Source organism: Microvirga brassicacearum (genome assembly GCF_008757455.1).
GTDB lineage: Bacteria > Pseudomonadota > Alphaproteobacteria > Rhizobiales > Beijerinckiaceae > Microvirga > Microvirga brassicacearum.
This window is the reverse complement of the sequence record NZ_VCMV01000013.1, coordinates 193,247-214,697: the sequence shown is the minus strand read 5'-3', so window position 1 is coordinate 214,697 and position 21,451 is coordinate 193,247. Positions and strand designations below refer to the sequence as shown.

Sequence of the window (21,451 nt, the reverse complement as noted above, 5' to 3'; positions counted from 1 at the left end):
GGAGTCAGAGAAACCCAGGATCGATAGCCGATTTCCTCTCCAACCAAGCGGGGACGGGAAGCCCGCGCTGCCGCAGGAAATCCGGGTTGAAGAGCTTGGACTGGTAGCGCGAGCCTGAATCGCAAAGGACCGTCACGATGGTGTGGCCGGGCCCGAGATGTCGCGCGAGGCGAATGGCGCCCGCCACGTTGATGCCCGAGGATCCGCCAAGGCAGAGGCCTTCGTGCTCGAGAAGATCGAAAATGATCGGCACCGCCTCTTCGTCGGGAATCTGGAACGCCACATCGACGGGCGCCCCTTCGATATTCTTCGTGATCCGGCCCTGCCCGATACCTTCGGTGATCGAGGATCCGGACGATGCCAGTTCGCCGGTTGTGAAGAAGCTGTAGAGCGCCGCTCCCATCGGATCGGCGAGAGCGATCTGCACTCGCGGATTTCTCTCCTTGAGCGCCATCCCCACGCCCGCGAGCGTTCCGCCGGTACCGACCGCACAGACGAAGCCATCGACCGTTCTATCCGTCTGTTCCCAGATTTCGCGACCGGTTGTTTCGAAATGGCCCTGCCGATTGGCCACGTTGTCGAACTGATTGGCCCAGATCGCGCCGTTCGGTTCGGATTGAGCAAGCCGCTCCGCCAGGCGCCCCGATACCTTCACGTAGTTATTGGGGTTGGCGTAGGGCACAGCCGGGACCTCGAGCAACTCCGCGCCCGTCAGCCGCAGCGTGTCCTTCTTCTCCTGGCTCTGCGTTTCGGGGATGACGATGAGCGTCCGAAAGCCGAGGACGCTCGCCACAAGCGCCAGGCCAATCCCGGTATTGCCCGCCGTTCCTTCCACAATGATCCCGCCGGGCCGCAACAGGCCGCGCCTCACCGCATCCTCGACGATGAACAACGCTGCCCGGTCCTTGACGGATTGACCCGGATTCATGAACTCGGCTTTACCCAGAATGGTGCAGCCCGTCTCTTCCGACGCGCGACGCAGCTTGATGAGCGGGGTGTTGCCGATGGCGGCAAGGACGTCTGGCTTGGTATCCATGGGGGACCCGATGACAGGAGTTGCGGTCAGAACGCCCAGTTTGGCCGCATACGAAACCCGTTTCAACGCTGTTCGTCGTGAGCCAAGTCAGGCCGGAACGAGCCAAGCTGGACAGAAGCAAGCCGGCTGACCAAGATGCGCAGCGAGATTCTCCTCTTCGACAGGTTCCGCCCGATGACCACCCTACCGCACGATTGCGGTCGCCCTTCGCACGCGGCTCCTGACCAGTATGACCGGGCGCGGCCGTTTCCATGACCCTCATCGGCAGCATCTCGTGGGCGACCGTCTATCTGGCATCCGAATGGATCGTCAGAATTGTCATGTTGATCGTGGTCCCTTTCCGACGATCGCCCGACGCTGCGAAAGGCTGGTTGCTTTTCGTGTTCTTCCTGCCCTGGCCGGCCATGGTGGTCTACTTTCTCATTGGCCGCCCCGGATATCCCGAATGGCGTCAACGGCGCTTCGCCAGACTTCCCATCGTGTTCAGGTCAGTCGATGAGCGGCTGACGGAAGTGACCGACGAACAGAAGCCCGACCTGCCGGCAAATCTCAGGCAGGCCGCCACACTGATCCAGAACCTGGGCCGCTTCGGCAGCGTCAGTGGCAACACCGCGGAACTTCTTTCGCAATACGACGCGACCATCGACCGGCTGGTGGAGGATATCGACGGCGCCCGCTTGCACGTGCATTTGCTGTTCTACATTTTTGCCGATGACGCGACCGGGCAGAAAGTCATTGACGCGCTGGGCCGCGCGGTTTCCCGCCAGGTGCCATGCCGCGTCCTGATCGACGCCCTGGGCTCACGCCCTTGGGCCGCCCGCACGATCGCGGCGCTCAAATCGGTGGGCGTCGAAGTCCATCTGGTTCTACCCTTGGGACTCTTGCGACGGAAATCGGCCCGGGCGGATCTACGCAACCACCGCAAGATCGCGGTCATTGACGGCAAGATCGGTTACGTCGGCTCTCAAAACCTCGTCAATCGCGATTTCAAGCCGGGTATCGTCAATCAGGAACTCGTCGTCCGCACGACCGGCCCGGTGGTCCTGCAGCTCCAGGGCGTGTTCGTCACCGACTGGTTTCTGGAAACCGAACAGGTTCTCGACGACCCGGCAATTTGTCCGCAACCAGCCGATACCGGGGCGACCATCGCGCAGGTGCTGCCATCCGGACCGGACCATCCCGGCGCCGGGGTCGAACGCCTGATCGAGGCTCTGATCTACGGCGCGCGAACGCGGGTCGTCATCACGACGCCGTATTTCATTCCCAACGAAGCGCTGCTTCACGCGCTGGAAACGGCGGTTCTTCGCGGCGTGGACGTTCACCTCGTGCTCTCGAAACCGGTCGATCAGGTGCTCGTCAACCTGGCACAACGCTCCTATTATTCCGGCCTGCTCGCTTCGGGGGTCAAAATCCACCTCTACCGGGACAAGCTCCTGCACGCCAAGCATCTCAGCGTTGACGACGACGTCTGCCTGATCGGCTCCAGCAACATCGACCTGCGGTCGTTCATTCTCAATTCGGAGATCAGCCTGGTTCTGTTCGATCCTGAGGTCACCCAGCACCTTCACGAGGAGCAGGAGCGCTATTTTGCCGCCAGCGAGCTTCTGCAGCTCGACCGGTGGAACCAGCGGTCGCTCGCATCCAAGATCATCGAAAATATCGCCCGGCTGATGAGCCCCCTGCTGTGATTTCCCAATTCTGAGCGAGCCCTTCCAAAATTGCCGTTCGGGCTAGCAATGCGGCCCCCGTCACCTTATATCGGGGAGGTCAGGGCAACCTGGCTATGATCGTAGAGGCAGAGTGGAATAAGCGTTTAGGACGCGGGTTCGATTCCCGCCGCCTCCACCATGAAAGCATGACCGCCGTCGTTCGCAGACGGCAAAGGTGCTTTCCTGATGGGGGCGACATGGGTTCGACTAGGCGTGGTAAAGGCTAGGCTGCGATTAGGCTGAGCTACGGCCTTAACAGTGCAAATTCACAAATGCCAACGACAACGTTGACATGGGTGCGGTTCGCCTCGCGGCGTAACCATCCGGGGCTCGGGAAAGCCTAGCAACAGAAACGGCACCTCCGGGTGCCGTTCCCATTTTTATTCCTGGTGTTTGGCAAGCCGCCGCACCGGCTTCCCGGCGGGCCTGTCGGCCGGCGTGATCTCAAGGGGTTCGCCGAGAGCCGTCGCGACCGCCTGCCGCCCAGCCTCACCGACTTTCTCAGCTCTGCGGACCCGTTCCGTCTTGTCCATTTTCTCAAGCAACGGATCGAACGCCACCGGGACCATGGGATCGCCCAGGTATTTCGGCTTATCCCCTGCCTCATGATACTGAGCTCTCAGCTTCTGGCCGAGATGCTCCTGCACCGGCCGCGGCAGCGGCGGAAGATTGCTCCGTCGTGTTGTGGGTTTTTCACCGCTTGGGGACATCGCCTAACTCGCTCAGCATGAGGGCACAGGGCAACGCTAGCGTAGCTATGAAGTTCCGTCAGCGCAAAATTACGCCCTTCCCTCGCCCCGCGGCAGTTCCGCATAGACGTCGCCCGAATTGGCCTCATGCGGCAGCGCATTCAGGAATTCCTTCATGGCTGCTGCGGATACGGCCTCGGCGAATTGCAGGCTGTGGGTTTCTCCCAACGCAACATTGAAACGATAGGGACCGAGTCGCTCCAGCTGTCCGATGCAGGCGTGTGCGATCTCGCGCGCGATGGTCGTGAACTCGAAGGACAGGGCCGGCACCTGCTGCGTGAGCCCGGCCAGGACCTGATCCTCGAACCCCTCCACGTCGATCTTGATGAAGCTGGGCAGACCATGCTCCGCAATCAGCGCGTCGAGGGTGGTGACAGGCACCGTGAGCGAGCCGTCCCATTCCTGGCCGTCCCATCCTTTGGCGCCTCTTGCGGCAGAAACGAACGCACTCGACAGGGTCGACACCGTCGGGTTGCGGGAATTCACCCGCAGCGTCAGTTGCCCAGGCTTGGCTCCCGCCGCCAAACGAAGGCAGGTCACCAAAGGGTCGCGGCCGTGGATCAGGCGAATGATGCGCGCCGGACCGGGTTGGGGCTCGAGCGCAATCACGCGCGCACCAAGCCGGCGGAACGACGAAACCCGATCTCCCACATGAGAGCCGATATCGAATGCAAGGTCCCCCGAGCCGAGATATCGTTTGTACAACGCATCCATCCGCCGATGCCGCTGTCGGTCGCCATGATAGACGAGGATCGAACGGGCAAGGGCGAGGCAGCACCGCGATCCAGCGATCATGCGGCTTCCGTCTCGATGACCTCACAGTGCGCCACGGGAGGCGCGCCGAGTGCCGCGATTTCCCACGGCCTCTCGTCCTCCTCGGGAATGGCACACAGGCCGGTTTCGACAAGAAATCTCCCGACGGCGGGCCTCGAGGTCCATACGGCGAACGGGATTGCCACCAGATAGCCGAGGGTGAGCGGCAGGGACCAAAGGACGAGCGCCGGGGCAACGATCGTCAGCGCGCCGATCACCGTCATCCCGAAGAGAAATTGCGGCCAGAGCCCCGACACGGCGCTGCGCCAGCTCAACGCGTGCACATCACGTTCCTGCCCATTCCAGGTCGCGGATCTTCCAAATGGAAGCCCGAGCATGAAAAGGGTGATCCGCAGGGTCGTGGCCGCTCCGACAAGAAAGGAGAAGACCAACTCGACAGCGGCACCCGCGAGGAAAAGCCCCGCGCCGCCATATCGGCCGCTTTCGCGCTTTGTCGCAAGGACATCGGCGAAGCCTGCGAGCTTCGGCGAAAGGTACATCATCAGAAAGGTCAGATAGAGGGCCGCCGCCGAAGCGGCCGGGAACAGCGCCGACGACTCGCCGTCCAAGACCTTGAACGGCAGAAGGGCAATCAGCAGCGTCCATGCGGGGATGCCGAGAAACATCAGGATCGCAAAGGCAAGTTGAAACCGGCTCATCGGCAACAGGCCAGGCAAGCCTAGCAGCTTCATATATTGCAGGTTGCCCTGGCACCACCGCACATCCCGGCGGGAAAAATCCGCCAGCGTTGGCGGGTTCTCCTCCCAGCTTCCGCATTCTTCCGGCCACACGCGAACCTCGTATCCGGCGCGGCGCATCAGAGCGGCCTCAACCTGGTCGTGCGACAACACATGGCCTCCGAGAGGGCCGTTTCCAGGCAAGACCGGCAGATCGCAATCCTCGATGAACGGCTTGACGCGCACCAGGGCGTTGTGGCCCCAGAACGGTCCGCAATCCGCCATCCACCAGGCGGAGCCCATCGTGTAAGGGCGCATGCCGTGACGCATGCCGAACTGGAAGATTCTGGCAAAACCGCTTTTCGACGGCATACCCGTCACAAGGCTCTGCAAGATGCCGAGCTTCGGGTAGGCCTGCATCATCCGGACCATCCGCACGATGGTATCGCCCGTCATCAGACTGTCAGCGTCGAGTGGCAGCATCAGTTCGAAAGATCCGCCCCATCGCGTGCAAAAATCTCGCACGTTGCCGGCTTTGAAGCCCTCATTGTCCGTGCGACGGCGATACACCACGCGATGCGGCGCGCCGGTTTCGAGCGCCCATGCGTGCGCCATCGCCTCTTCCTCGATCGCCACCACGGCATCATTGGTGTCGCTGAGAATGAAATAGGAAAACCGATCGCCGGCGCCGGTTGCATCGATACTCTGCTTGACGATCCGCAACCGCTTGAGCGCGCGCGCGGGATCCTCGTTACGGAGCGTCAGCAGGATTGCTGTATCCACCCGCAGTGGATCCTCACTGCCTCCCGCGGCAACACAAGGCGCCACCTGCAGGATCGGGTCCTTCGTTGCGCGGAGAAGCCACAGACCGATCACCGCGTTCCAGAACCCGAGAACAGCCCAAGGGGTGCCTGCAAGGAAGCACCCAAACAGCGCCACGTCGACCGCCGACCATCCTTGTGCGCCCAGGATCGAGCCAAGCCAGAACGCCAGGCCCAGATAGGTTATCGTGTTGAGGGCAAGCACCAGCGAGCGCCGCCGGGATATTTCAGCCGTGGACTGAATGCCCGCAGGCGTCGTAGAGACGGCCAGGACATTCTGCCGAATTGGGAAGCTGACGGGATCGGATGTGTCGGTCACGGAGCGCTCGATTAGAGGCGAATGTCAGTCATACAAGGATCGTAAAAGTCATGCCAGATCCGGCGAGCGGCAACAAAGGTCAGGTTTTGGCCCTTTGGATCACCGGATGCGGCCAGTCAGAATTGAGACCGGCCCCTGAACCGCAACTGAATGCCGGCGAGGTGCTGGTCCGGACGCTCTGGTCGGGCATCAGCCGTGGAACCGAGCGGCTCGTCTATGAAGGCCGCGTTCCCCCGGCGGAGGCCGGGCGGATGGCGAGCCCGCTTCAGGAAGGTTCGTTCCCCTTCCCGGTCAAGTATGGCTATTGCGCTGTCGGAGTCGTGGAGGACGGCTCTCCCGATCTTCTGGGCCGAACGGTGTTTGCCCTTCATCCGCATCAGAACCGTTTCATCGCTCCGGTCGAGATGATCGCCCCTGTGCCGGAGGCAATTCCCCCGCGTCGAGGGGTGTTGGCGGCCAACATGGAGACTGCTCTGAACGCCTTGTGGGACGCAGGCTGCGGCCCGGCAGACAAGATCGTGGTGGTCGGCGGAGGCATTGTCGGGCTCCTTGTAGCGTATCTCTCGGCCCGGCTTCCCGGCACCGACGTGACGCTCGTGGACATCCGTTCTGATCGTCGCGCCATGGCGGAAGCATTGGGGGTCCGCTTCGCTCCGGCGGGCGATGCGCCGCAGGAGGCCGACATGGTATTCCACGCCAGCGCTTCCGCGGAGGGGCTTGATCTGGCGCTCTCCTGCGGCGGGTTCGAGGCGTCGGTCGTGGAGATGAGTTGGTACGGCGATCGGGAGGTGAAGCTTTCCCTGGGCGGTGCGTTCCACAGCAAGCGATTGAGGCTCGTCTCCTCCCAAGTCGGCCAGGTCGCTCCATCTCGTCGACCGCGCTGGACACATGCTCGGCGGCTGCAAGCCGCGATAGCCCTTCTCGACGACCCGCGCCTCGATGTGCTGGTTGCGAGCGAAGTTAAGTTTGAAGATCTGCCGCAAAAGCTGGCCTCGATCCTTTCGCCGGACGCCGACGGTCTGCCGCCGGTCGTCCGTTACACGTGACCCCATCTGTTGGAGGAGAACCCGCATATGTACGCCGTCGAGGTGCGTGAGCACATCATGATCGCTCATAGTTTCAAGGGCGAGCTATTCGGGCCGGCGCAGAAGCTCCACGGAGCGACATTCGTCGTTGATGTGGCGTTCTTTCGCGAAGAGCTGACGGTGGATTCGGTGGTCGTCGACATCGGCCGCGCGCACGATGCGCTGAAGGCGACGTTGGCGCCGCTGAACTATCAGAACCTCGACGCGCTTCCGCGTTTCGCCGGACGCAATACCACCACCGAGTTCCTGTGCCGTTACATCTTCGACGAGATGGCGCAGGCGGCGCAAAAGGGCGCATTGGGTCCGGGCTCGGATCGGCTGGCGAAAATTCGCGTGGTTCTGCACGAATCCCATGTCGCCAAAGCGTGGTTCGAGGGGCCGATTGCACATGACTGACGTGGCGTTCGCGATCCCTGGCGATCTCCTCACGCCAACGGGCGGATACGCTTACGACCGGCAGGTCCTGGCGCGGCTCGCGGAGCATGGCATAAAGGCTCTCCACCTCGCGCTGCCAGGATCGTTTCCAAAGCCCACGCGGGGCGATCTGGACGAAACCTTGCGCCTTATCAACAGCCTGCCCGAGGGTACGGTGGTGTTGTTCGACGGCCTTGCCTACGGGGCCCTGCCCCCCGACGTTGTCGCGCGGATAGACCGACCAGTCGTTGCCCTCATCCATCACCCGCTCGGGCTGGAAACCGGTCTTTCGGCCGTGGAGGCGGCACGTTTGGTGGAGAATGAAAAAGCCGCGCTCGGTCACGCCGCTGCCGTGATCGTCACAAGCCCCACCACGGCGCAACTGCTGACGGCTGATTTTGCTGTGCCGTCCGATCGCATCCATGTGGCGGAGCCCGGGACAGAGCCCGCGTTGCGCGCTTCGGGCAACGGCGGGACCATGCGGCTTTTAGCGGTCGGCTCGATTGTGCCGAGGAAGGCCTACGACGTATTGATCGAGGCGCTGTCCGGCTTAGCCGAAGTATCATGGAGCCTGACCATCGTCGGTGCCGACGATCGTGCGCCCGGCTACACGGCAGAAATCCGGCGTCTGATTTCCGAGAGCGGTGTGGGCGAGCGCATCGTGGTGACGGGGGCAGTCGATGACGCCACGCGGGATGCCCATTATGCAAATGCGGATATCTTCGTTCTTGCGTCGCTTTTCGAAGGATTCGGAATCGTGTTGACGGAGGCTCTCGCGCGCGGCCTGCCGATCGTCACGACGACAGGTGGGGCAGCAGCCGCAACGGTCTCCGGCGACGTGGCCGTCAGGGTTCCGCCAGGAGACGCCACAGCCTTGAGGCAAGGCCTGAAGCATCTCATCGAAAACCCCGTCGCGCGGCGCGAACTGGCGGAGGCTGCCTGGAACGAAGCGCAAACACTGACGCGATGGGACGACACTGCGAGAATTGTCGCCGCCGTGTTGAAGGAAAACGGCGCGTGACGGGGTTCAGCCCGGAATGGCTGGCCTTGCGCGAGCCGGCCGACGGCGCAGCGCGAAACCGCGACGTGCTATCGGCAACATCCCGGCTGTTTGAAAACAAGGACGCGATCAACGTCCTTGATCTTGGATCAGGATCGGGATCGAACCTGCGCGCCCTTGCGGCGCACCTGCCGCTCCACCAGAAATGGGCACTCGTCGATTACGATTGCGATTTGATCAAGGCCGCAAGGACCGCACTTTCGGGCTGGGCGAATGAGGCTGCCTATGTGGGCGAGAGCCTGTCTTTGCAAAAGGATGGTCGTGTCATCGACGTCGCGTTCTTGCAGGCAGACCTGTCGGCCAATTTAAACGAGGTGCTCGATGGGCCCGCCGACCTGGTGACGGCGGCGGCATTCTTCGATCTGGTCTCGACCGACTGGATCGAGCGCTTCGTCCGCGGCCTCGCCGCACGAAAGCTGCCGCTCTACGCCGTGTTGACCTACAACGGCGAGGAAAGCTGGAAGCCCGCGCATCCTTCCGACGCCACCGTCAACGCCGCTTTCAATCTCCATCAGCGAACCGACAAGGGCTTTGGTCCTGCCGCGGGTCCCGCTGCAGCCGGGGTTCTCGCCGCCGCATTGCGGGAGAATGGTTACGAGGTCGTTCTTGGCGACAGCCCCTGGCGGCTGACCTCTGCGGATCACTTGCTGTTCGAGCCGCTGGTGGCGGGTATCGCAGCGGCTGCGGGCCAGACCGGAAAGGTGGCGCCGGAGGTTCTTCAGGCCTGGCGGAACGCCCACCGCTCGCCCACGGCCTGTGTCATCGGTCACACCGACCTGTTGGCCATCCCTCCCCGATGATCACCGCCGCCCGTAGAGCATCCGCTCGAGCACGCCGTCTCGTCTGACGAAACCGTGCCAGATGGCCGCCGCCACATGCAGGCACAGGATCGCTCCCATCAGGAGGACGGCGCCCTTGTGCCAGGTCAGCACCGTTTCGCCCCGTTCCATGCCGCCTGAGAATTCCAGCGGGATAGGAATGAGCCAGAAATAATTGACCGGCGAACAACACATGGAGGCACCGACAAAGCCCAGCGCCGGAACCAGGAAGATCAACACATAGAGCGCGAGGTGCGTGCTTCTGGCGGCGATAGCCTGCCATGGGGGAAGCGATGACGGCAGGGGCGGAAACCCTTCCACCGCGCGGATCGCCACGCGAATGACCGCCAGGGCGAAGATGGTCATGCCGAAAGATTTGTGGAGCTCGTAAAGGGTGTTCTTGGGCTCCCCGTCGGGAAGGTTGACCATGATCAGCCCGACGGGGATCATGACCAAGAGGATCAGGAACGCCATGGCCCAGTGAACGAACCGGGAAGGACCGCTATACGGTTGGGGTTCGACGGTCATGATTGTTGCTCGCGGCTGGTTCGCATGTCGCAGTCGAACAGGACATCGCCGTCGGGAAAGACATGGACCTCGACGACCGGTCTGATGGCCTCTTCCAACCCGTCGATCGGGGGCAGCATCATTCCGGGCATTCCGGAACCGATGATCAGCGGGGCGACGAGCACATGCAACCGATCGAGGCAGCCGGCGGCAACGAATGAGGAGATGGTGCGCGCCCCGCCTTCGACCAGGATCTTGCGCAATCCGCGCTGGAAAAGCGCCTCGGCGATCGCACCGGGCGGGATGATTCCATCAACGGCCGATACAACGATCTCTTCCATCGACCGGTTCGCCGGACCGGATTTCGCGCGGATCACGTATCGATCGGCGCAATCCGAGGCCACGCATTTGGCGTCGGCGGGCAGGCGCCCGTTGGGATCGATGAAAACGCGCGCCGGGTTGGGGCCCTCGACCCGCCTGACGGTCAGCGCCGGGTCGTCAGCGATGACCGTGCCAACGCCCACCACCACCGCATCCACATGGGCGCGCAGCCGATGAAGATGATCGAGCGCGCAGGTACCGTTGATATAGCGGGACGCGCCGGTCGGGGTTGCAATCCGGCCGTCCAGGGACTGGCCAAGCTGTGCCACCACGAAAGGCCGGTCGGCGGGTGCGTCCCGGATATGAGACAATGGATCGGCGGCCATGCGGCTCATTGACATCGGTATCATTAAAGACCGAGCGTTTTCATGGCGTTGGGCCTGTGCCGCGTTCACTTGAACGTGTTATATGGGGCAATTGGCTGGAAACGTCGATGCCTGTACCTACTTCCTACCAAGCTTAACAAACTCCGGGACACGTAACCTTGATGAGTACCGTTCCTACGGGCTTGAATCTAGTTGAAGACCGCGCCTCGGCAGCAGCCGAGCGGGCAATCGCCGAGTTCCGCGCAGCGCGACCCGTCGTCCTTTGCGGCGGCGACCAGGCGTTGGTGGCGGTCGGGGTCGAAGGACTGGAGGCTGGCCTGGCAGAGCGTCTGGACCGTTTGGCCGGGGACCCTGCCCGATTGATCCTACCTGCGGCACGCCTGCGTCACCTGGGGTTGGATCGTCTCGTGTCCGGCATCGTGGCACTTCCCACCGTCGACCTCGGCCGTATCGAGACCCTTGCGCTCAAGGTCGATGCTCGCATCGACGCTCCGGTCGGTCCGACATCGACGCTCGACGATGTCGCCTTGGAGCTTGCACATCTAGCGCTTGTTTTTCCGGCTGTGGTCGCCGTTCAGATCGATCCTGCCCTGGCATCCGATCTCGGGGTTCTCGTCGTCGACGCCAATGACGTTCGTTCGTTCAAGCGGCGCAAGGTCGACGACCTGCATGTCGTCAGCCGCGCGCCGGTTCCCCTCGACGGCGCACCCGAGACCGAGTTTGTCATTTTTCGCGGTGGCGAAGGCTTGCGCGATCAGGTGGCGATCATCATCGGCAAGCCGGATCTCTCCGGCGTCGTCGACGTTCGGTTGCATTCGGCCTGCCTGACCGGCGATCTTTTCGGTAGCCTGAAATGCGATTGCGGCGACCAGCTTCGTAACACCGTTGCGTCGATGGCAAAGGGACAAGGGGGAATTCTTCTCTATCTCGACCAGGAGGGCCGCGGTAACGGCATCGCCAACAAGATGAAGGCGTATCGGCTTCAGTCCCAAGGCTATGACACCTATGATGCGGACGAGGTCCTGGGTTTCGATCTTGACCAGCGCCGCTTCGAATTTGCAGCAGCGATGCTGAGTCAGCTTGGCGTTTCCTCGGTCCGGCTGATCACCAATAATCCCGTCAAGATCGCCGCGCTGCGGGAGGCCGGTTTAACGGTCGCGGAGCAGCGCGTCCTAGGGCGGGCGACGGCCGAAAACGTGCGCTATCTCGCCTCCAAGCGTGACCGGGCGGGCCATAAGATCGATTTTGATGCACTCGCGGCCTTCGCCGCACCGAACGACTGACCGGCAACCGGCCAGATCACAATGCGCACACCACGGGGCTCGGCTGCCAACTTCAAGCCTTGGCCCGTATGGCCCTATATGCTGGTTCTGCTCCTGGCCTGGGTCTCACTTGGCTGGCCATGGCTGTCTGGCCGGGCCACGATTCCCTGGGACGCGAAAGCCCATTTCTATCCACAGCTGCAGTTTCTGGCGCAATCGATCCATCGCGGCGAATGGCCGTTCTGGAATCCCTATATTTTCGCCGGCCACCCACAGATCGCTGATCCTCAATCGCTGATCTTCTCGCCGCCCTTTCTGGCTCTGGCAGCCGTCACGCCGGATCCCAGCTTTCGCGCCGCAGATGCGACCGTCCTGGCAATGTTGCTGCTGGGCGCGATCGCGATCCTGCTCCTGGCGCGCGACCGAGGCTGGCATCCAGCAGCAGCGCTCGTGGCGGCGATCGTTTTCGCCTATGGGGGCTCGTCCGCCTGGCGGATTCAACATGTCGGGCAGATCCTGAGCCTGTCCTATTGGCCAATCGCCTGGCTGTTCCTGAGTCGCGCGGTGGATCGATCATCGCTCGCCTACGGGCTGGCCGCAGGCATCGTTGCCGGGCTCATGGTCCTTGGACGCGATCAGGTCGCTTATCTGGCAATCTGGCTTCTCGCGGGCGTTGTCCTCTGCCACGTCGCATTTGCCCCGTCGCCGAAGGCAGCAATGCGGCGAGCGGTGGGCCCATTGACGCTGGGTCTTTTTGGCGGGCTGCTCGTTGCCGCCCTGCCGCTCTTATTGACGTTTTTGCTGAACGCCGATTCGAACCGGTTCGTGATCGACCAGGATGGCGCCGGTCGCGGATCGTTTCATCCGGCCCTCCTCCTGACAGCGGCAGTGCCACAGCTCTTCGGGGCCGCCGGGCCGCTGGAACAGCATTGGGGTCCGCCCAGTCCCGCCTGGGGACCCGTCGATCTCTACCTTGCGCGCAATATGGGCCAGACCTATTTCGGCGCGCTGCCCTTGGCGGCGCTGTTCGCGCTCGGCTGGCGGCGCGGGTTGTTTCGACGGCCCGAGGTCAAGGGTATCGCGTGGGCGACCGTTGCGATCCTGATCTACGCCCTCGGGCGCTACACACCCTTGCTAGGGATCGCCTTCGATTTTGTCCCCGGCCTCTCGCTATTCAGGCGGCCGGCGGATGCGACATTCCTGCTGACGCCCTTGGCTGGCCTATGCGCGGCCTACCTGCTCCACCGGTGGCTCACAGATGCAGGATCCACGGGCGGGCACTGGCCTCTTCTGCGCACCATCGTGGGCTTCTCCGCTGTGTTCGGGGTTGCGGCCATCACGGCCGATTCGAAGGGTCGGCTTGATGATGCACTCTGGCCTTTGGCTCAGGGCGCGATCTTCGCCCTTGGGGCGACGTTGATCCTCTTCGCCGCACGACCTCTCGCCCGCTGGAACACGTTCGCGGCGGCCTTGCTCGTGGCCGGATACATGGTTTTGGATCTCGGGTGGAACAACGGCCCGAGTGAGTCGACCGCGCTTCCGCCCTCCTCCTTTCGCGCGCTTGATCCCGAAGGCAACGACCCAACGATCAAGCTTTTGCAGGAGCGCGTGGCTGCCACGCACTCGCCGACACGACGCGACCGGGTCGAATTGGTCGGCATCGATTTCCACTGGCCCAATGCCAGCATCACGCATCGTCTCGAACAGACATTGGGCTACAACCCGGTGCGGTTGCGCTGGTACAGCGAGGCCACGGGCGCTGGCGATCACGTCGCGCTGCCGAGCCAGCGGCAATTTTCTCCACTCTTCCCGTCTTACCAGTCACGGCTGGCGAACCTTTTGGGCTTGCGTTACATCGCTTCGCGGGCGCCGCTGGAGGAGGTCGACACGCGTCTCGCGCGTGGTGCCCTGCCAATTGTCGGTACGACCACCGAAGCTGCTCTGTACGAAAACTCGGATGCCCGGCCCCGCGTGATGTTCGCCCCCCAATGGCAGGAGGCCGATTTCGGGCGCATGATCAAAACCGGAATGTGGCCGACATCGTCCGACGAGATTGTTCTGCTGGAACGCCCACCCCGGACCGTCGCTGGCTTCCAAAGCTCATCCCCTGCCGACATTCGCATCGAGTCGTATCGCAACACGGAAGTCGCAATCAGCGTTTCTTCGAGCACGGGCGGCTTCGTCGTTCTGAACGACGTCTGGCATCCGTGGTGGTTTGCCTTCGTAGACGATTGGCCGGTCGAACTGCTGCGCGCCAATGTGATCTTCCGCGCTGTTCACGTCCCGGCTGGACGCCATCAAGTGCGATTCGTATTCCGACCCTTCCGGGGGGCTCTCGATCAGATCAGGCAGCGTCTCGGCATTTGATCCCGCGAGCGCTTCCATGATGCCCACGGCCTCGACGGGCGCCTGACAGCGGGTTATCTCTCCCTAGGGCGCGGCATCCGTTGCGCCAGCTGACATTTCCCCGATGGTCCATATGCTGCGCTCCTCGCTTGCGTTTTTCGGATTTCTCTGCCTTGCAACAACCGCATCGGCGGCCTCGCTCGATGGCATCGCGGTCGACGTGACGAACACGAGCGAGCCAGTGCTCTGTGCCGAAAAAGACAACGTCACGATCAATTTTGCGTCTCCAACCGTGCGGAATTTTCGCATTGAGGCCGCCCACCCGACCTACGTGGGGATGCTTCGTGACGACAAATGGGAGCCCGACTGGACGGCCTGCGGTGCGCTCACGGCTGAATCCTCGGCGGCCCCGCCTGTCCATAAGGTCACGTTCTATGAGAGCGTCGACCTCTGGTTGACGGGCTTCACGTTCCCGAATTTCTGGCGTCAGAGCGAGGTGACGATGCGTGTCGGCGATCGTGTCGAAAGCAACCTCCACCTGATCCAGCTCTGGGTCCGGAAGGATGACCGCGCCGAGGAAGTGCTCGTCCTCTATCCTACGGACGGCTATTGGCGCATCCGTCCGCTGCCGCCGGCACATCTGGGATGGAGCGCCTACGGCTCGTCCTTCATGCTGGGGCCAGTGGAGGTCAACGGGCGACCGATGGTGCGCCTGAAGGATGTGGTTTTTGATCCGAAAGCCATGACGTTCACGGTTACCTTTGCAAAGGGTGGCAAGGCGACAATCGCGATCAGGAACCTGGATCGAGATCGCATCACGCTCGATGTCAATTTCGATCGCCCCGTCGAGAGCGGATCGTTCGCGGCGTTGCGTTCCATGTACGTGACGGAATTTAACGCGGACGTAGCGCGCATCGCGGCCCGCGAGGAAGGCGCTCCGGCCTGGACAGAGGGTCCCATCATGAAATTCCGTGACACGAAGGCCACTGACGTCTGGATGGGCCGCCTCGTCCCCTCGCGCCACAACACAAGCGCGCCCGACATGATGTTCAATCGCTTCAGCGACGGCAACAAAACCGTCCCCTAAGCCGGCTGTCGGTTACATCCCGGAATCGAACGAGTAGGACGCCGTCAGGCCGAGACCGAGCTGGTTTTCCGAGCCGAAGCGCTTCACGATCGGACTGTCGGCTGCGTCTCCGACGAGGCGCTTGTAGGATACAAAGCCCGTCGTGGACCATTGATCCGACCAATCATAGGTGAGGCCGGATGTCACGCCAACCGATGTGAGGCCGCCTGATGGCCTGTAGGCCGTGACCTGACCGTTGACGAGGGCCTCATAGGGCGTCACGCCGAAATACGTTCTGGTGAAGGAGCTGTCGCCGAGCGCGAGGCGCGGTCCGACGGAAACGGTGAAGGCTCCATAGCGCTGAACGATGTCCAGCCCGAGATCGGCGACGAAGCCGTCATGACCGTTGATGCCGTGCCGGATCTCGGCACGGGCGCGCAGGAATTCCACCGGCCAGTATTCCAGGAACAATCCAGGCTCGATCGCCCAGTTGATCTTCTCGAGGCCGAAAAGGCGGCGATCGTTCTTGAGGTAGCGACCGCCTTGGAAACGCCCAACGAAGCCAATGGTCAGAGCCGATTGTTCAACGAACGAGAAACTCAGGCCGTCATCGGGCGCCCCATAACGTTCGGGCGTCCCCGCGCGGCGAAAGCTGATCGATGGGAACGCCACGAAATCCATATCGTCCGCGCCCGGATAGGAGGGCCCCACCTGAAAGGTGCCTTTGACGGTCGCGACCCAGCCGGCCGGGTTGGTGGGAAGTGCCGTGAAGACAGGGTCGGCCGCCTGGGCGGGAATTGCCGATACCGCAGCCGCAGCGAAGGCGGCCAGCGTGAGAGACCTGGTAAAACGCATGACAATTCCCGTTTCAGTTTCCGCACTACGTCCTGAGGGCATTCGGAAACAGCGTCAAGCAAAGATGAGAACAAAAGCAACGCAAGGTTACCCGAAGCTGCCTCAGCGGAAACCGTCAGGGTGTTCATGTGCCACCGTAAGGGCCTCGAGTCCGCCCCCGACTTCCGCTGGTTCGACGCGATCTCCTTCCAGGACTCGCCGCCCTAGGCTGCCTATCGACGTTGCGGCCGAAGCGACCGGGCGAGTTCACGGATCACGTTGTCTTCGATGTTGAGGTTCAGCCCATCCTGGTCTTCGTCAGATTGCTCGCTTTCGCTCGCGGAAGCCTGCTCGGCCTTCGGAGGCGTCGGGGCTTGCCGGGCGGGTCGCTCGGACGCCGGAACGCCACTGCGCCGTTGCTCGGCAGACTCGCCGCTGTCGCGCATGTTCTTCTGCGGCGCATAGGACCGATTGGCACCGAGGCGGCCTTCGAGCGTGTCAAGAAGCGTGTTAAGCGCCGCATTTGAAAGCGGAACATCCAGGGACGGGGGAAGGCCCTCGAGGGCGATCGCACGATTCTGATAGCCGGCCTCGCCCGTCACCTCAGGCCCGAACCACGGCAGGGCGCGAAAATCCCTGGAATCGTCTTCCTTGTCGAAATCGACAGAGATCAGGTCGAGCGGACCAGGTGTCACGAATCGATCGACTCGCACTTCCCGCGGACCGATGGAAAGCGTGGAGCGCACGTAGTCGACTTTGCCGGGCGTGACATCGAGAAGAGCTTCAGCATGCGTACGAGGGACGTCGGTCCTCTCCTCCACAGGGGTGCCGCCGCCGGACGTGACGAGGACGAGGCTTCCCTTATCGCCGTCGATGACGACGAAGGAACTGCGGTCCGCCTGATTGGGGAAATGTCCTTCAGTCAGACGATTTCCGCCGCGCTCTTTGCGAATTAGACGCGCTAGCGACGAAGCAATGAGATAACGTCTGGTAGTAATCATTTCAGTCTCTCTCTTATCAGCAAGTCTAAATACGCTAATTCGAGAAAATTTCCAGACGCTTATCAGTATTTACAACATTGTTACAGTTAACAAGAGTCTCGTGCTGCTACCGTTGCCTTTGTGTATTCGGAAGTTTCTCCTATTAACCAAGAAAAAGCATAATTATAAAGATGGACGAGCGGAAGGTCCGAGGGAGCTCGACCGCTGTGCGAACGGCCCCCTTGTCCGCGGCTTCAAAAACCCTTGGCAGATGCGCGCCCGGTCAAGCCGCGACCGCAATCGCGATGCGGCCCTCGTGAACCGCATGGCACGCAACGCCATCCAGAAGCGGCGGCACCTCGCTGCGGCAGCGGTCATTGGCGAAGGGGCAGCGCGGGTTGAATGTGCACCCGCTTGGCGGATTGATGGGGTTCGGGATCTCGCCGCTGATGGGAACGCGCTCCTCACCGGCCATGTTCATATCGGGAACCGCATCGAGAAGCATCCGCGTGTAGGGGTGCTTTGGCGCGGCGAAAAGCTCTCGCCCGCCGGATATCTCGACGATGCGGCCGAGATACATGACGCCGATCCGGGTTGCCATATGCCGCACGACCGCGAGGTTATGGCTGATGAATAGATAAGTCAGTCCAAACTGGTCTTGCAGATCGCGCATCAGATTCAGAATCTGCGCTTGAACCGATACGTCGAGGGCGGATGTCGGCTCGTCACAGACGATGAACTCCGCGTTCGACGCCAATGCGCGCGCAATGGCCACACGCTGGCGCTGTCCACCCGAGAATTCGTGCGGGAATTTGATTCCGTCGGCTGGGTGCAAGCCGACCAGGGTGAGAAGTTCGCCGACCCGTTCGCGGATCGCCTTGTCGCCATCCAAAAGCCGGAAGGCGCGGATCGGCTCTGCGACGATATCCTCGACCTTCCAGCGTGGATTCAGGCTCGCATAAGGGTCCTGGAATATCATCTGGATCCGGCGACGCAGGCGCTGCCGATCCTGGCTCGAGGCACGTCCCACCATGGGAACGCCGTCGATCGTCACATCGCCGCCGCTCGGCGGCAGCAGGCCAACGACCATGCGGGCCACAGTCGATTTGCCGGACCCCGACTCGCCCACCAACGCAAAAGTCTCGCCACGGGCGATGTCGAACGAAACTCCGTCGACGGCTTTCAGATACTGTTTCTCGCCGCCCTCGATGACACGATTGAGCCATGGCTTCGAGATGTCGAAGGTCCGACGCAGATTGTTGATCTGGGCGTAAGGCTTTTCCATCACGCGACGGACTCCGTTCTGGCCGGTGCTTCATCGTAAAGGTGGCACGCGACGGGGTGCAGATCGCGTGCGATCGGCTCGGGGCGTTCGACGCGGCAACGATCGAAGACGAACGGGCACCGTGGATTAAACGCACAACCTGGCGGAATCGCCGAAAGGCGCGGCATGCTGCCAGGAATTTGCGTCAAACGGTGGGTGTCTCCCTTAAGCGACGGAATCGCCCCCATAAGGCCCTTGGCATAGGGATGCAGCGGGTTCTGCACGACCTGGCGCACAGGGCCAATCTCTGCAATGCGACCCGCATACATGACAGCGACGCGGTCCGCCGTCTCGGCGATCACGCCCATGTCGTGAGTGACCAGCATGATCGCGGTGCCATGGTCCCGTCCGAGGCGCTTGAGCAGGGCGATGATCTGCGCCTGAACCGAAACATCCAGCGCCGTCGTGGGTTCATCCGCGATGATCAGTTCCGGCTCCGCGCAAAGCGCAAGTGCGATGACCACGCGCTGACGCATGCCGCCGGAGAATTCGTGCGGATAGCTGTCGATCCGCCGGTCAGGCGCCGGAATGCCGACTTCTGCCAGAAGGTCGATGGCGCGCTTGCGCGCCCCCGATGCGGAAAGGTTCGTATGCGTTCTGATCGTCTCGGTCAGCTGGTCGCCCACCCGGTAGAGCGGGTTGAGGCTCGTCAGCGGGTCCTGAAAAATCATCCCGATGCGCTTGCCACGCACCTTGCGCATTTGCTCGGGCGGCAGATTGTCGATGCGGTAGCCGGAGAGCAGAATCTCTCCCCCGGTGATCCGCCCCGGCGGATCGATCAAGCCGGTGACGGCCGAACCGGTCACGGATTTCCCGGCGCCGGATTCCCCCACGACGCCGAGCACCTCCCCACGGGCAATATCAAACGAGACGCCGTCGATCGCCTTGAGCGCTCCGCGCCTCGTGACGAATTCGACGCGCAAATCGCGCACGGAAAGAACAGGCTCTGCCATTGATGTCACTGTCCCTCTTAACGCAGCTTCGGATTGAGCGCGTCGCGCAGCCAATCCCCCAGAAGATTGATGGCGAGAACCAGAGCCGCCAGCGCAATCCCCGGAAATGCGACGATCCACCACTCCCCGGAGAACAGGTAGTTGTTGCCGATCCGGATGAGGGTCCCCAGCGACGGCATCGTCTCCGGCATGCCGGTGCCGAGGAACGACAGGGTGGCCTCGGTGATGACCGCCAGCGCGAGATTGATGGTGGCGATGACGAGGACCGGTCCGGTCACATTCGGCAGAATGTGCTTGATCATGATGGCGGTGGGGGGCAGCCCGATAAGGCGCGCCGCCGCGATGTAGTCCTTGCTTTTTTCCACCATGACCGAACCGCGCACGGTGCGGGCATACTGCACCCAAAAGCTCAATCCGATCGAAACCACGAGGACCGATAATGTGGTGCCGGCGTCGAGATTCCCGCCGAGAACGGCCTTCACGACACCGTCGATGAGAAGCGCGATGAGGATCGCCGGAAACGTCAGCTGCACGTCCGCGATCCGCATGATGATGGTATCGGTAATTCCGCCAAGATAGCCCGCGAGCAGGCCGAGCGTGATGCCGAGCGTCGCCGAGAAAGCCACGCCGAGGAAGCCGACCAGCAGCGAAATCCGCAAGCCATACAGAATGGCTGACAGAATATCGCGGCCCTGTTCGTCGGTCCCGAGCAGGAAGGGCGATTGGCCCTCCGCATTCCACAAGGGGGGAAGCCGACTGTTCATCAATTCGAGCTGGGCGGGATCAAACGGATCCTGCGGCGAAAGGAAGCCTGCGAGAAGAGCGCCCAGAAAAAACATCAGCGTCAGCGTCGCCGCCACCATGGTCAATTTGGAACGCTTGAAACTGGCCCACACATCACCGTCGAAAAAGCGCACGAGCCATGAGGGGGAACGGGAAGAAACGGCAGGGTCCACGCGAGAGACGTCCGACATCAATCTCTCCTCAAGCCGGTTGCCGGATGCTCGACCGCAGGCGCGGATCGACCACCGTGTAGAGAATATCAACGGCCAGATTGATGACCACGAAGATCAGCGCCACCAGCATCAGGTACGCGGCCATGATCGGGATATCGACGTTCTGGACCGCCTGCACAAACAGCAATCCCATCCCGGGCCATTGGAAAACGGTCTCGGTGATGATCGAGAACGCGATGACGGAACCGAGCTGCAAGCCCACGATCGTGATCACCGGAACCAGCGTGTTCTTGAGCGCATGGCCGAAATTGATCGCCCGGGTCGTCAGCCCGCGGGCGCGGGCGAACTTGATGTAATCAGTCCGAAGGACCTCAAGCATTTCCGCCCTGACGATGCGCATGATGAGCGTCATCTGGAACAGGCCGAGCGTGATCGAGGGCAGGATGAGAGCCGTAAGACCCGACTTCGTCAGGAAACCCGTCGACCACCAGCCGATACGGATCGTGTCGCCACGGCCGTATGAGGGCAGCCATCCCAGCGTCACGGCAAAGAGATAGATCAGCAGGATACCGATCAGAAAGGTCGGCAGCGAAATGCCGATGAGAGAGATCGTCTGAAACACCTTCGCCATGAAGCTTTCGCGATTGAGCCCGGAGAAAACGCCCATCAGGATACCAAATACGATGGCGAACACCGTGGCGCAGAAGGCAAGCTCGAGGGTCGCTGGCATCCGCTCAGCAAGGAGATCGGAAACGGGCTGGCGAAACTGATAGGAGACCCCGAAATCGCCCTTTGCGCCTCGTGCGAGATAGCGAGCAAATTGTATCGGCACAGGATCGTCGAGACCCAACGACCGTCGCACCTCCTCGCGCTCGGCCGCCGGCGTGTCGATGGAAACGATCTGGTTCACCGGGTCGCCGGCGAAACGGAACATCGAAAATGCGATCAATCCGACGGTCAATAAGACGCCGAGTGCCTGAAAGGCACGGCGCACAATAAATGCAAGCATCAAATA

At 62.1% G+C, this 21,451-nt stretch carries 20 protein-coding genes and 1 other RNA gene; 9 read left to right on the top strand and 12 right to left on the bottom strand.

Annotated features, from left to right (window positions below; all coding sequences use genetic code 11):
* Window positions 1-4 precede the first annotated feature (4 nt).
* Complete coding sequence (locus FEZ63_RS08600) at window positions 5-1,036, bottom strand: cysteine synthase A (RefSeq protein ID WP_150943336.1); 1,032 nt, start codon at window positions 1,034-1,036, stop codon at window positions 5-7.
* A 251-nt stretch (window positions 1,037-1,287) separates the two neighbouring features.
* Here FEZ63_RS08600 and cls point away from each other — a divergent pair, with 251 nt between their 5' ends.
* Together cls and ssrA are read left to right on the top strand one after the other, a co-directional pair.
* Window positions 1,288-2,724 carry a cardiolipin synthase gene (gene cls / locus FEZ63_RS08595; protein ID WP_150943334.1) on the top strand — a complete coding sequence of 479 codons (1,437 nt, stop codon included), beginning with the start codon at window positions 1,288-1,290 and terminating at the stop codon, window positions 2,722-2,724.
* Between the two features lie 39 nt (window positions 2,725-2,763).
* Window positions 2,764-3,106, top strand: a transfer-messenger RNA (tmRNA) gene (gene ssrA, locus FEZ63_RS08590).
* A gap of 19 nt (window positions 3,107-3,125) precedes the next feature.
* Here ssrA and FEZ63_RS08585 read toward each other — a convergent pair.
* The 3 genes from FEZ63_RS08585 to mdoH form a co-directional block, all read right to left on the bottom strand.
* On the bottom strand, window positions 3,126-3,455 hold the full coding sequence (locus FEZ63_RS08585; protein ID WP_150943332.1) for a hypothetical protein: 330 nt from the start codon (window positions 3,453-3,455) through the stop codon (window positions 3,126-3,128).
* Between the two features lie 69 nt (window positions 3,456-3,524).
* On the bottom strand, window positions 3,525-4,289 hold the full coding sequence (locus FEZ63_RS08580) for an FkbM family methyltransferase (protein WP_150943330.1): 765 nt from the start codon (window positions 4,287-4,289) through the stop codon (window positions 3,525-3,527).
* A complete protein-coding gene (mdoH, locus tag FEZ63_RS08575; RefSeq protein WP_244622709.1) occupies window positions 4,286-6,124 on the bottom strand; it encodes a glucans biosynthesis glucosyltransferase MdoH in 1,839 nt (612 codons plus the stop codon). The genes FEZ63_RS08580 and mdoH overlap by 4 nt, the downstream gene beginning before the upstream one ends.
* Before the next feature lie 50 nt (window positions 6,125-6,174).
* Here mdoH and FEZ63_RS08570 point away from each other — a divergent pair, with 50 nt between their 5' ends.
* Genes FEZ63_RS08570 through FEZ63_RS08555 form a run of 4 tightly spaced genes read left to right on the top strand, consistent with a single transcriptional unit; the run spans window position 6,175 to window position 9,483 of the window.
* Window positions 6,175-7,170 (top strand): zinc-dependent alcohol dehydrogenase, encoded by a 996-nt coding sequence (locus tag FEZ63_RS08570; RefSeq protein ID WP_201274121.1) that lies wholly within the window; start codon window positions 6,175-6,177, stop codon window positions 7,168-7,170.
* A gap of 27 nt (window positions 7,171-7,197) precedes the next feature.
* Window positions 7,198-7,605: a 6-pyruvoyl trahydropterin synthase family protein gene (locus FEZ63_RS08565; protein WP_150943328.1), complete on the top strand. Its 408-nt coding sequence runs from the start codon at window positions 7,198-7,200 to the stop codon at window positions 7,603-7,605.
* The gene (locus tag FEZ63_RS08560; protein WP_150943326.1) at window positions 7,598-8,644 is read left to right on the top strand and encodes a glycosyltransferase family 4 protein; all 1,047 of its coding nucleotides are present in this window, start codon (window positions 7,598-7,600) and stop codon (window positions 8,642-8,644) included. The genes FEZ63_RS08565 and FEZ63_RS08560 overlap by 8 nt, the downstream gene beginning before the upstream one ends.
* Entirely contained in the window at window positions 8,641-9,483 is an 843-nt protein-coding gene (locus FEZ63_RS08555; protein ID WP_150943324.1) for a class I SAM-dependent methyltransferase, read from the top strand. Before FEZ63_RS08560 ends, FEZ63_RS08555 begins: the two co-directional genes overlap by 4 nt.
* Here the strand turns inward: FEZ63_RS08555 and FEZ63_RS08550 are convergent, their stop codons facing one another.
* Both FEZ63_RS08550 and FEZ63_RS08545 read right to left on the bottom strand, forming a co-directional pair.
* The gene (locus tag FEZ63_RS08550; protein ID WP_150943322.1) at window positions 9,484-10,029 is read right to left on the bottom strand and encodes a cytochrome b; all 546 of its coding nucleotides are present in this window, start codon (window positions 10,027-10,029) and stop codon (window positions 9,484-9,486) included.
* On the bottom strand, window positions 10,026-10,724 hold the full coding sequence (locus FEZ63_RS08545) for a RibD family protein (protein WP_150943320.1): 699 nt from the start codon (window positions 10,722-10,724) through the stop codon (window positions 10,026-10,028). The genes FEZ63_RS08550 and FEZ63_RS08545 overlap by 4 nt, the downstream gene beginning before the upstream one ends.
* Before the next feature lie 152 nt (window positions 10,725-10,876).
* Between FEZ63_RS08545 and ribA the strand changes: the two genes are divergently transcribed.
* From ribA to FEZ63_RS08530, 3 genes are all read left to right on the top strand, one after another.
* The gene (ribA, locus tag FEZ63_RS08540) at window positions 10,877-11,998 is read left to right on the top strand and encodes a GTP cyclohydrolase II RibA (protein ID WP_150943318.1); all 1,122 of its coding nucleotides are present in this window, start codon (window positions 10,877-10,879) and stop codon (window positions 11,996-11,998) included.
* 21 nt (window positions 11,999-12,019) lie between these two features.
* Entirely contained in the window at window positions 12,020-14,344 is a 2,325-nt protein-coding gene (locus tag FEZ63_RS08535) for a hypothetical protein (protein ID WP_150943316.1), read from the top strand.
* Between the two features lie 103 nt (window positions 14,345-14,447).
* Entirely contained in the window at window positions 14,448-15,410 is a 963-nt protein-coding gene (locus FEZ63_RS08530) for a hypothetical protein (protein WP_150943314.1), read from the top strand.
* 12 nt (window positions 15,411-15,422) lie between these two features.
* Here FEZ63_RS08530 and FEZ63_RS08525 read toward each other — a convergent pair whose 3' ends face one another.
* From FEZ63_RS08525 to FEZ63_RS08500, 6 genes are all read right to left on the bottom strand, one after another.
* The gene (locus tag FEZ63_RS08525) at window positions 15,423-16,244 is read right to left on the bottom strand and encodes a MipA/OmpV family protein (protein ID WP_150943312.1); all 822 of its coding nucleotides are present in this window, start codon (window positions 16,242-16,244) and stop codon (window positions 15,423-15,425) included.
* A 212-nt stretch (window positions 16,245-16,456) separates the two neighbouring features.
* Window positions 16,457-17,224: a hypothetical protein gene (locus FEZ63_RS08520; protein WP_150943310.1), complete on the bottom strand. Its 768-nt coding sequence runs from the start codon at window positions 17,222-17,224 to the stop codon at window positions 16,457-16,459.
* A 262-nt stretch (window positions 17,225-17,486) separates the two neighbouring features.
* Window positions 17,487-18,488 (bottom strand): ABC transporter ATP-binding protein, encoded by a 1,002-nt coding sequence (locus FEZ63_RS08515; RefSeq protein WP_150943308.1) that lies wholly within the window; start codon window positions 18,486-18,488, stop codon window positions 17,487-17,489.
* Entirely contained in the window at window positions 18,488-19,480 is a 993-nt protein-coding gene (locus FEZ63_RS08510) for an ABC transporter ATP-binding protein (protein WP_150943306.1), read from the bottom strand. The genes FEZ63_RS08515 and FEZ63_RS08510 overlap by 1 nt, the downstream gene beginning before the upstream one ends.
* Window positions 19,481-19,497: 17 nt before the next feature.
* Window positions 19,498-20,454, bottom strand: a complete 957-nt coding sequence (locus tag FEZ63_RS08505; RefSeq protein WP_150943304.1) for an ABC transporter permease — start codon at window positions 20,452-20,454, stop codon at window positions 19,498-19,500.
* A gap of 10 nt (window positions 20,455-20,464) precedes the next feature.
* Window positions 20,465-21,445, bottom strand: coding sequence for an ABC transporter permease (locus tag FEZ63_RS08500; protein WP_150943302.1), 981 nt, complete (start codon window positions 21,443-21,445; stop codon window positions 20,465-20,467).
* Window positions 21,446-21,451 lie beyond the last annotated feature (6 nt).

What these genes read in the sequence shown, in the direction of transcription:
- FEZ63_RS08530 (WP_150943314.1), top strand. Translation starts at nt 14,448, where the DNA reads ATGGTCCATATGCTGCGCTCCTCGCTTGCGTTTTTCGGATTTCTCTGC.
- FEZ63_RS08580 (WP_150943330.1), bottom strand. Translation starts at nt 4,289, where the DNA reads ATGATCGCTGGATCGCGGTGCTGCCTCGCCCTTGCCCGTTCGATCCTC.
- cls (WP_150943334.1), top strand. Translation starts at nt 1,288, where the DNA reads ATGACCCTCATCGGCAGCATCTCGTGGGCGACCGTCTATCTGGCATCC.
- FEZ63_RS08600 (WP_150943336.1), bottom strand. Translation starts at nt 1,036, where the DNA reads ATGGATACCAAGCCAGACGTCCTTGCCGCCATCGGCAACACCCCGCTC.
- FEZ63_RS08550 (WP_150943322.1), bottom strand. Translation starts at nt 10,029, where the DNA reads ATGACCGTCGAACCCCAACCGTATAGCGGTCCTTCCCGGTTCGTTCAC.
- FEZ63_RS08500 (WP_150943302.1), bottom strand. Translation starts at nt 21,445, where the DNA reads ATGCTTGCATTTATTGTGCGCCGTGCCTTTCAGGCACTCGGCGTCTTA.
- FEZ63_RS08535 (WP_150943316.1), top strand. Translation starts at nt 12,020, where the DNA reads ATGCGCACACCACGGGGCTCGGCTGCCAACTTCAAGCCTTGGCCCGTA.
- FEZ63_RS08585 (WP_150943332.1), bottom strand. Translation starts at nt 3,455, where the DNA reads ATGTCCCCAAGCGGTGAAAAACCCACAACACGACGGAGCAATCTTCCG.
- FEZ63_RS08525 (WP_150943312.1), bottom strand. Translation starts at nt 16,244, where the DNA reads ATGCGTTTTACCAGGTCTCTCACGCTGGCCGCCTTCGCTGCGGCTGCG.
- FEZ63_RS08570 (WP_201274121.1), top strand. Translation starts at nt 6,175, where the DNA reads ATGCCAGATCCGGCGAGCGGCAACAAAGGTCAGGTTTTGGCCCTTTGG.
- FEZ63_RS08545 (WP_150943320.1), bottom strand. Translation starts at nt 10,724, where the DNA reads ATGAGCCGCATGGCCGCCGATCCATTGTCTCATATCCGGGACGCACCC.
- FEZ63_RS08510 (WP_150943306.1), bottom strand. Translation starts at nt 19,480, where the DNA reads ATGGCAGAGCCTGTTCTTTCCGTGCGCGATTTGCGCGTCGAATTCGTC.
- ribA (WP_150943318.1), top strand. Translation starts at nt 10,877, where the DNA reads ATGAGTACCGTTCCTACGGGCTTGAATCTAGTTGAAGACCGCGCCTCG.
- FEZ63_RS08505 (WP_150943304.1), bottom strand. Translation starts at nt 20,454, where the DNA reads ATGTCGGACGTCTCTCGCGTGGACCCTGCCGTTTCTTCCCGTTCCCCC.
- FEZ63_RS08565 (WP_150943328.1), top strand. Translation starts at nt 7,198, where the DNA reads ATGTACGCCGTCGAGGTGCGTGAGCACATCATGATCGCTCATAGTTTC.
- FEZ63_RS08560 (WP_150943326.1), top strand. Translation starts at nt 7,598, where the DNA reads ATGACTGACGTGGCGTTCGCGATCCCTGGCGATCTCCTCACGCCAACG.
- FEZ63_RS08520 (WP_150943310.1), bottom strand. Translation starts at nt 17,224, where the DNA reads ATGATTACTACCAGACGTTATCTCATTGCTTCGTCGCTAGCGCGTCTA.
- FEZ63_RS08515 (WP_150943308.1), bottom strand. Translation starts at nt 18,488, where the DNA reads ATGGAAAAGCCTTACGCCCAGATCAACAATCTGCGTCGGACCTTCGAC.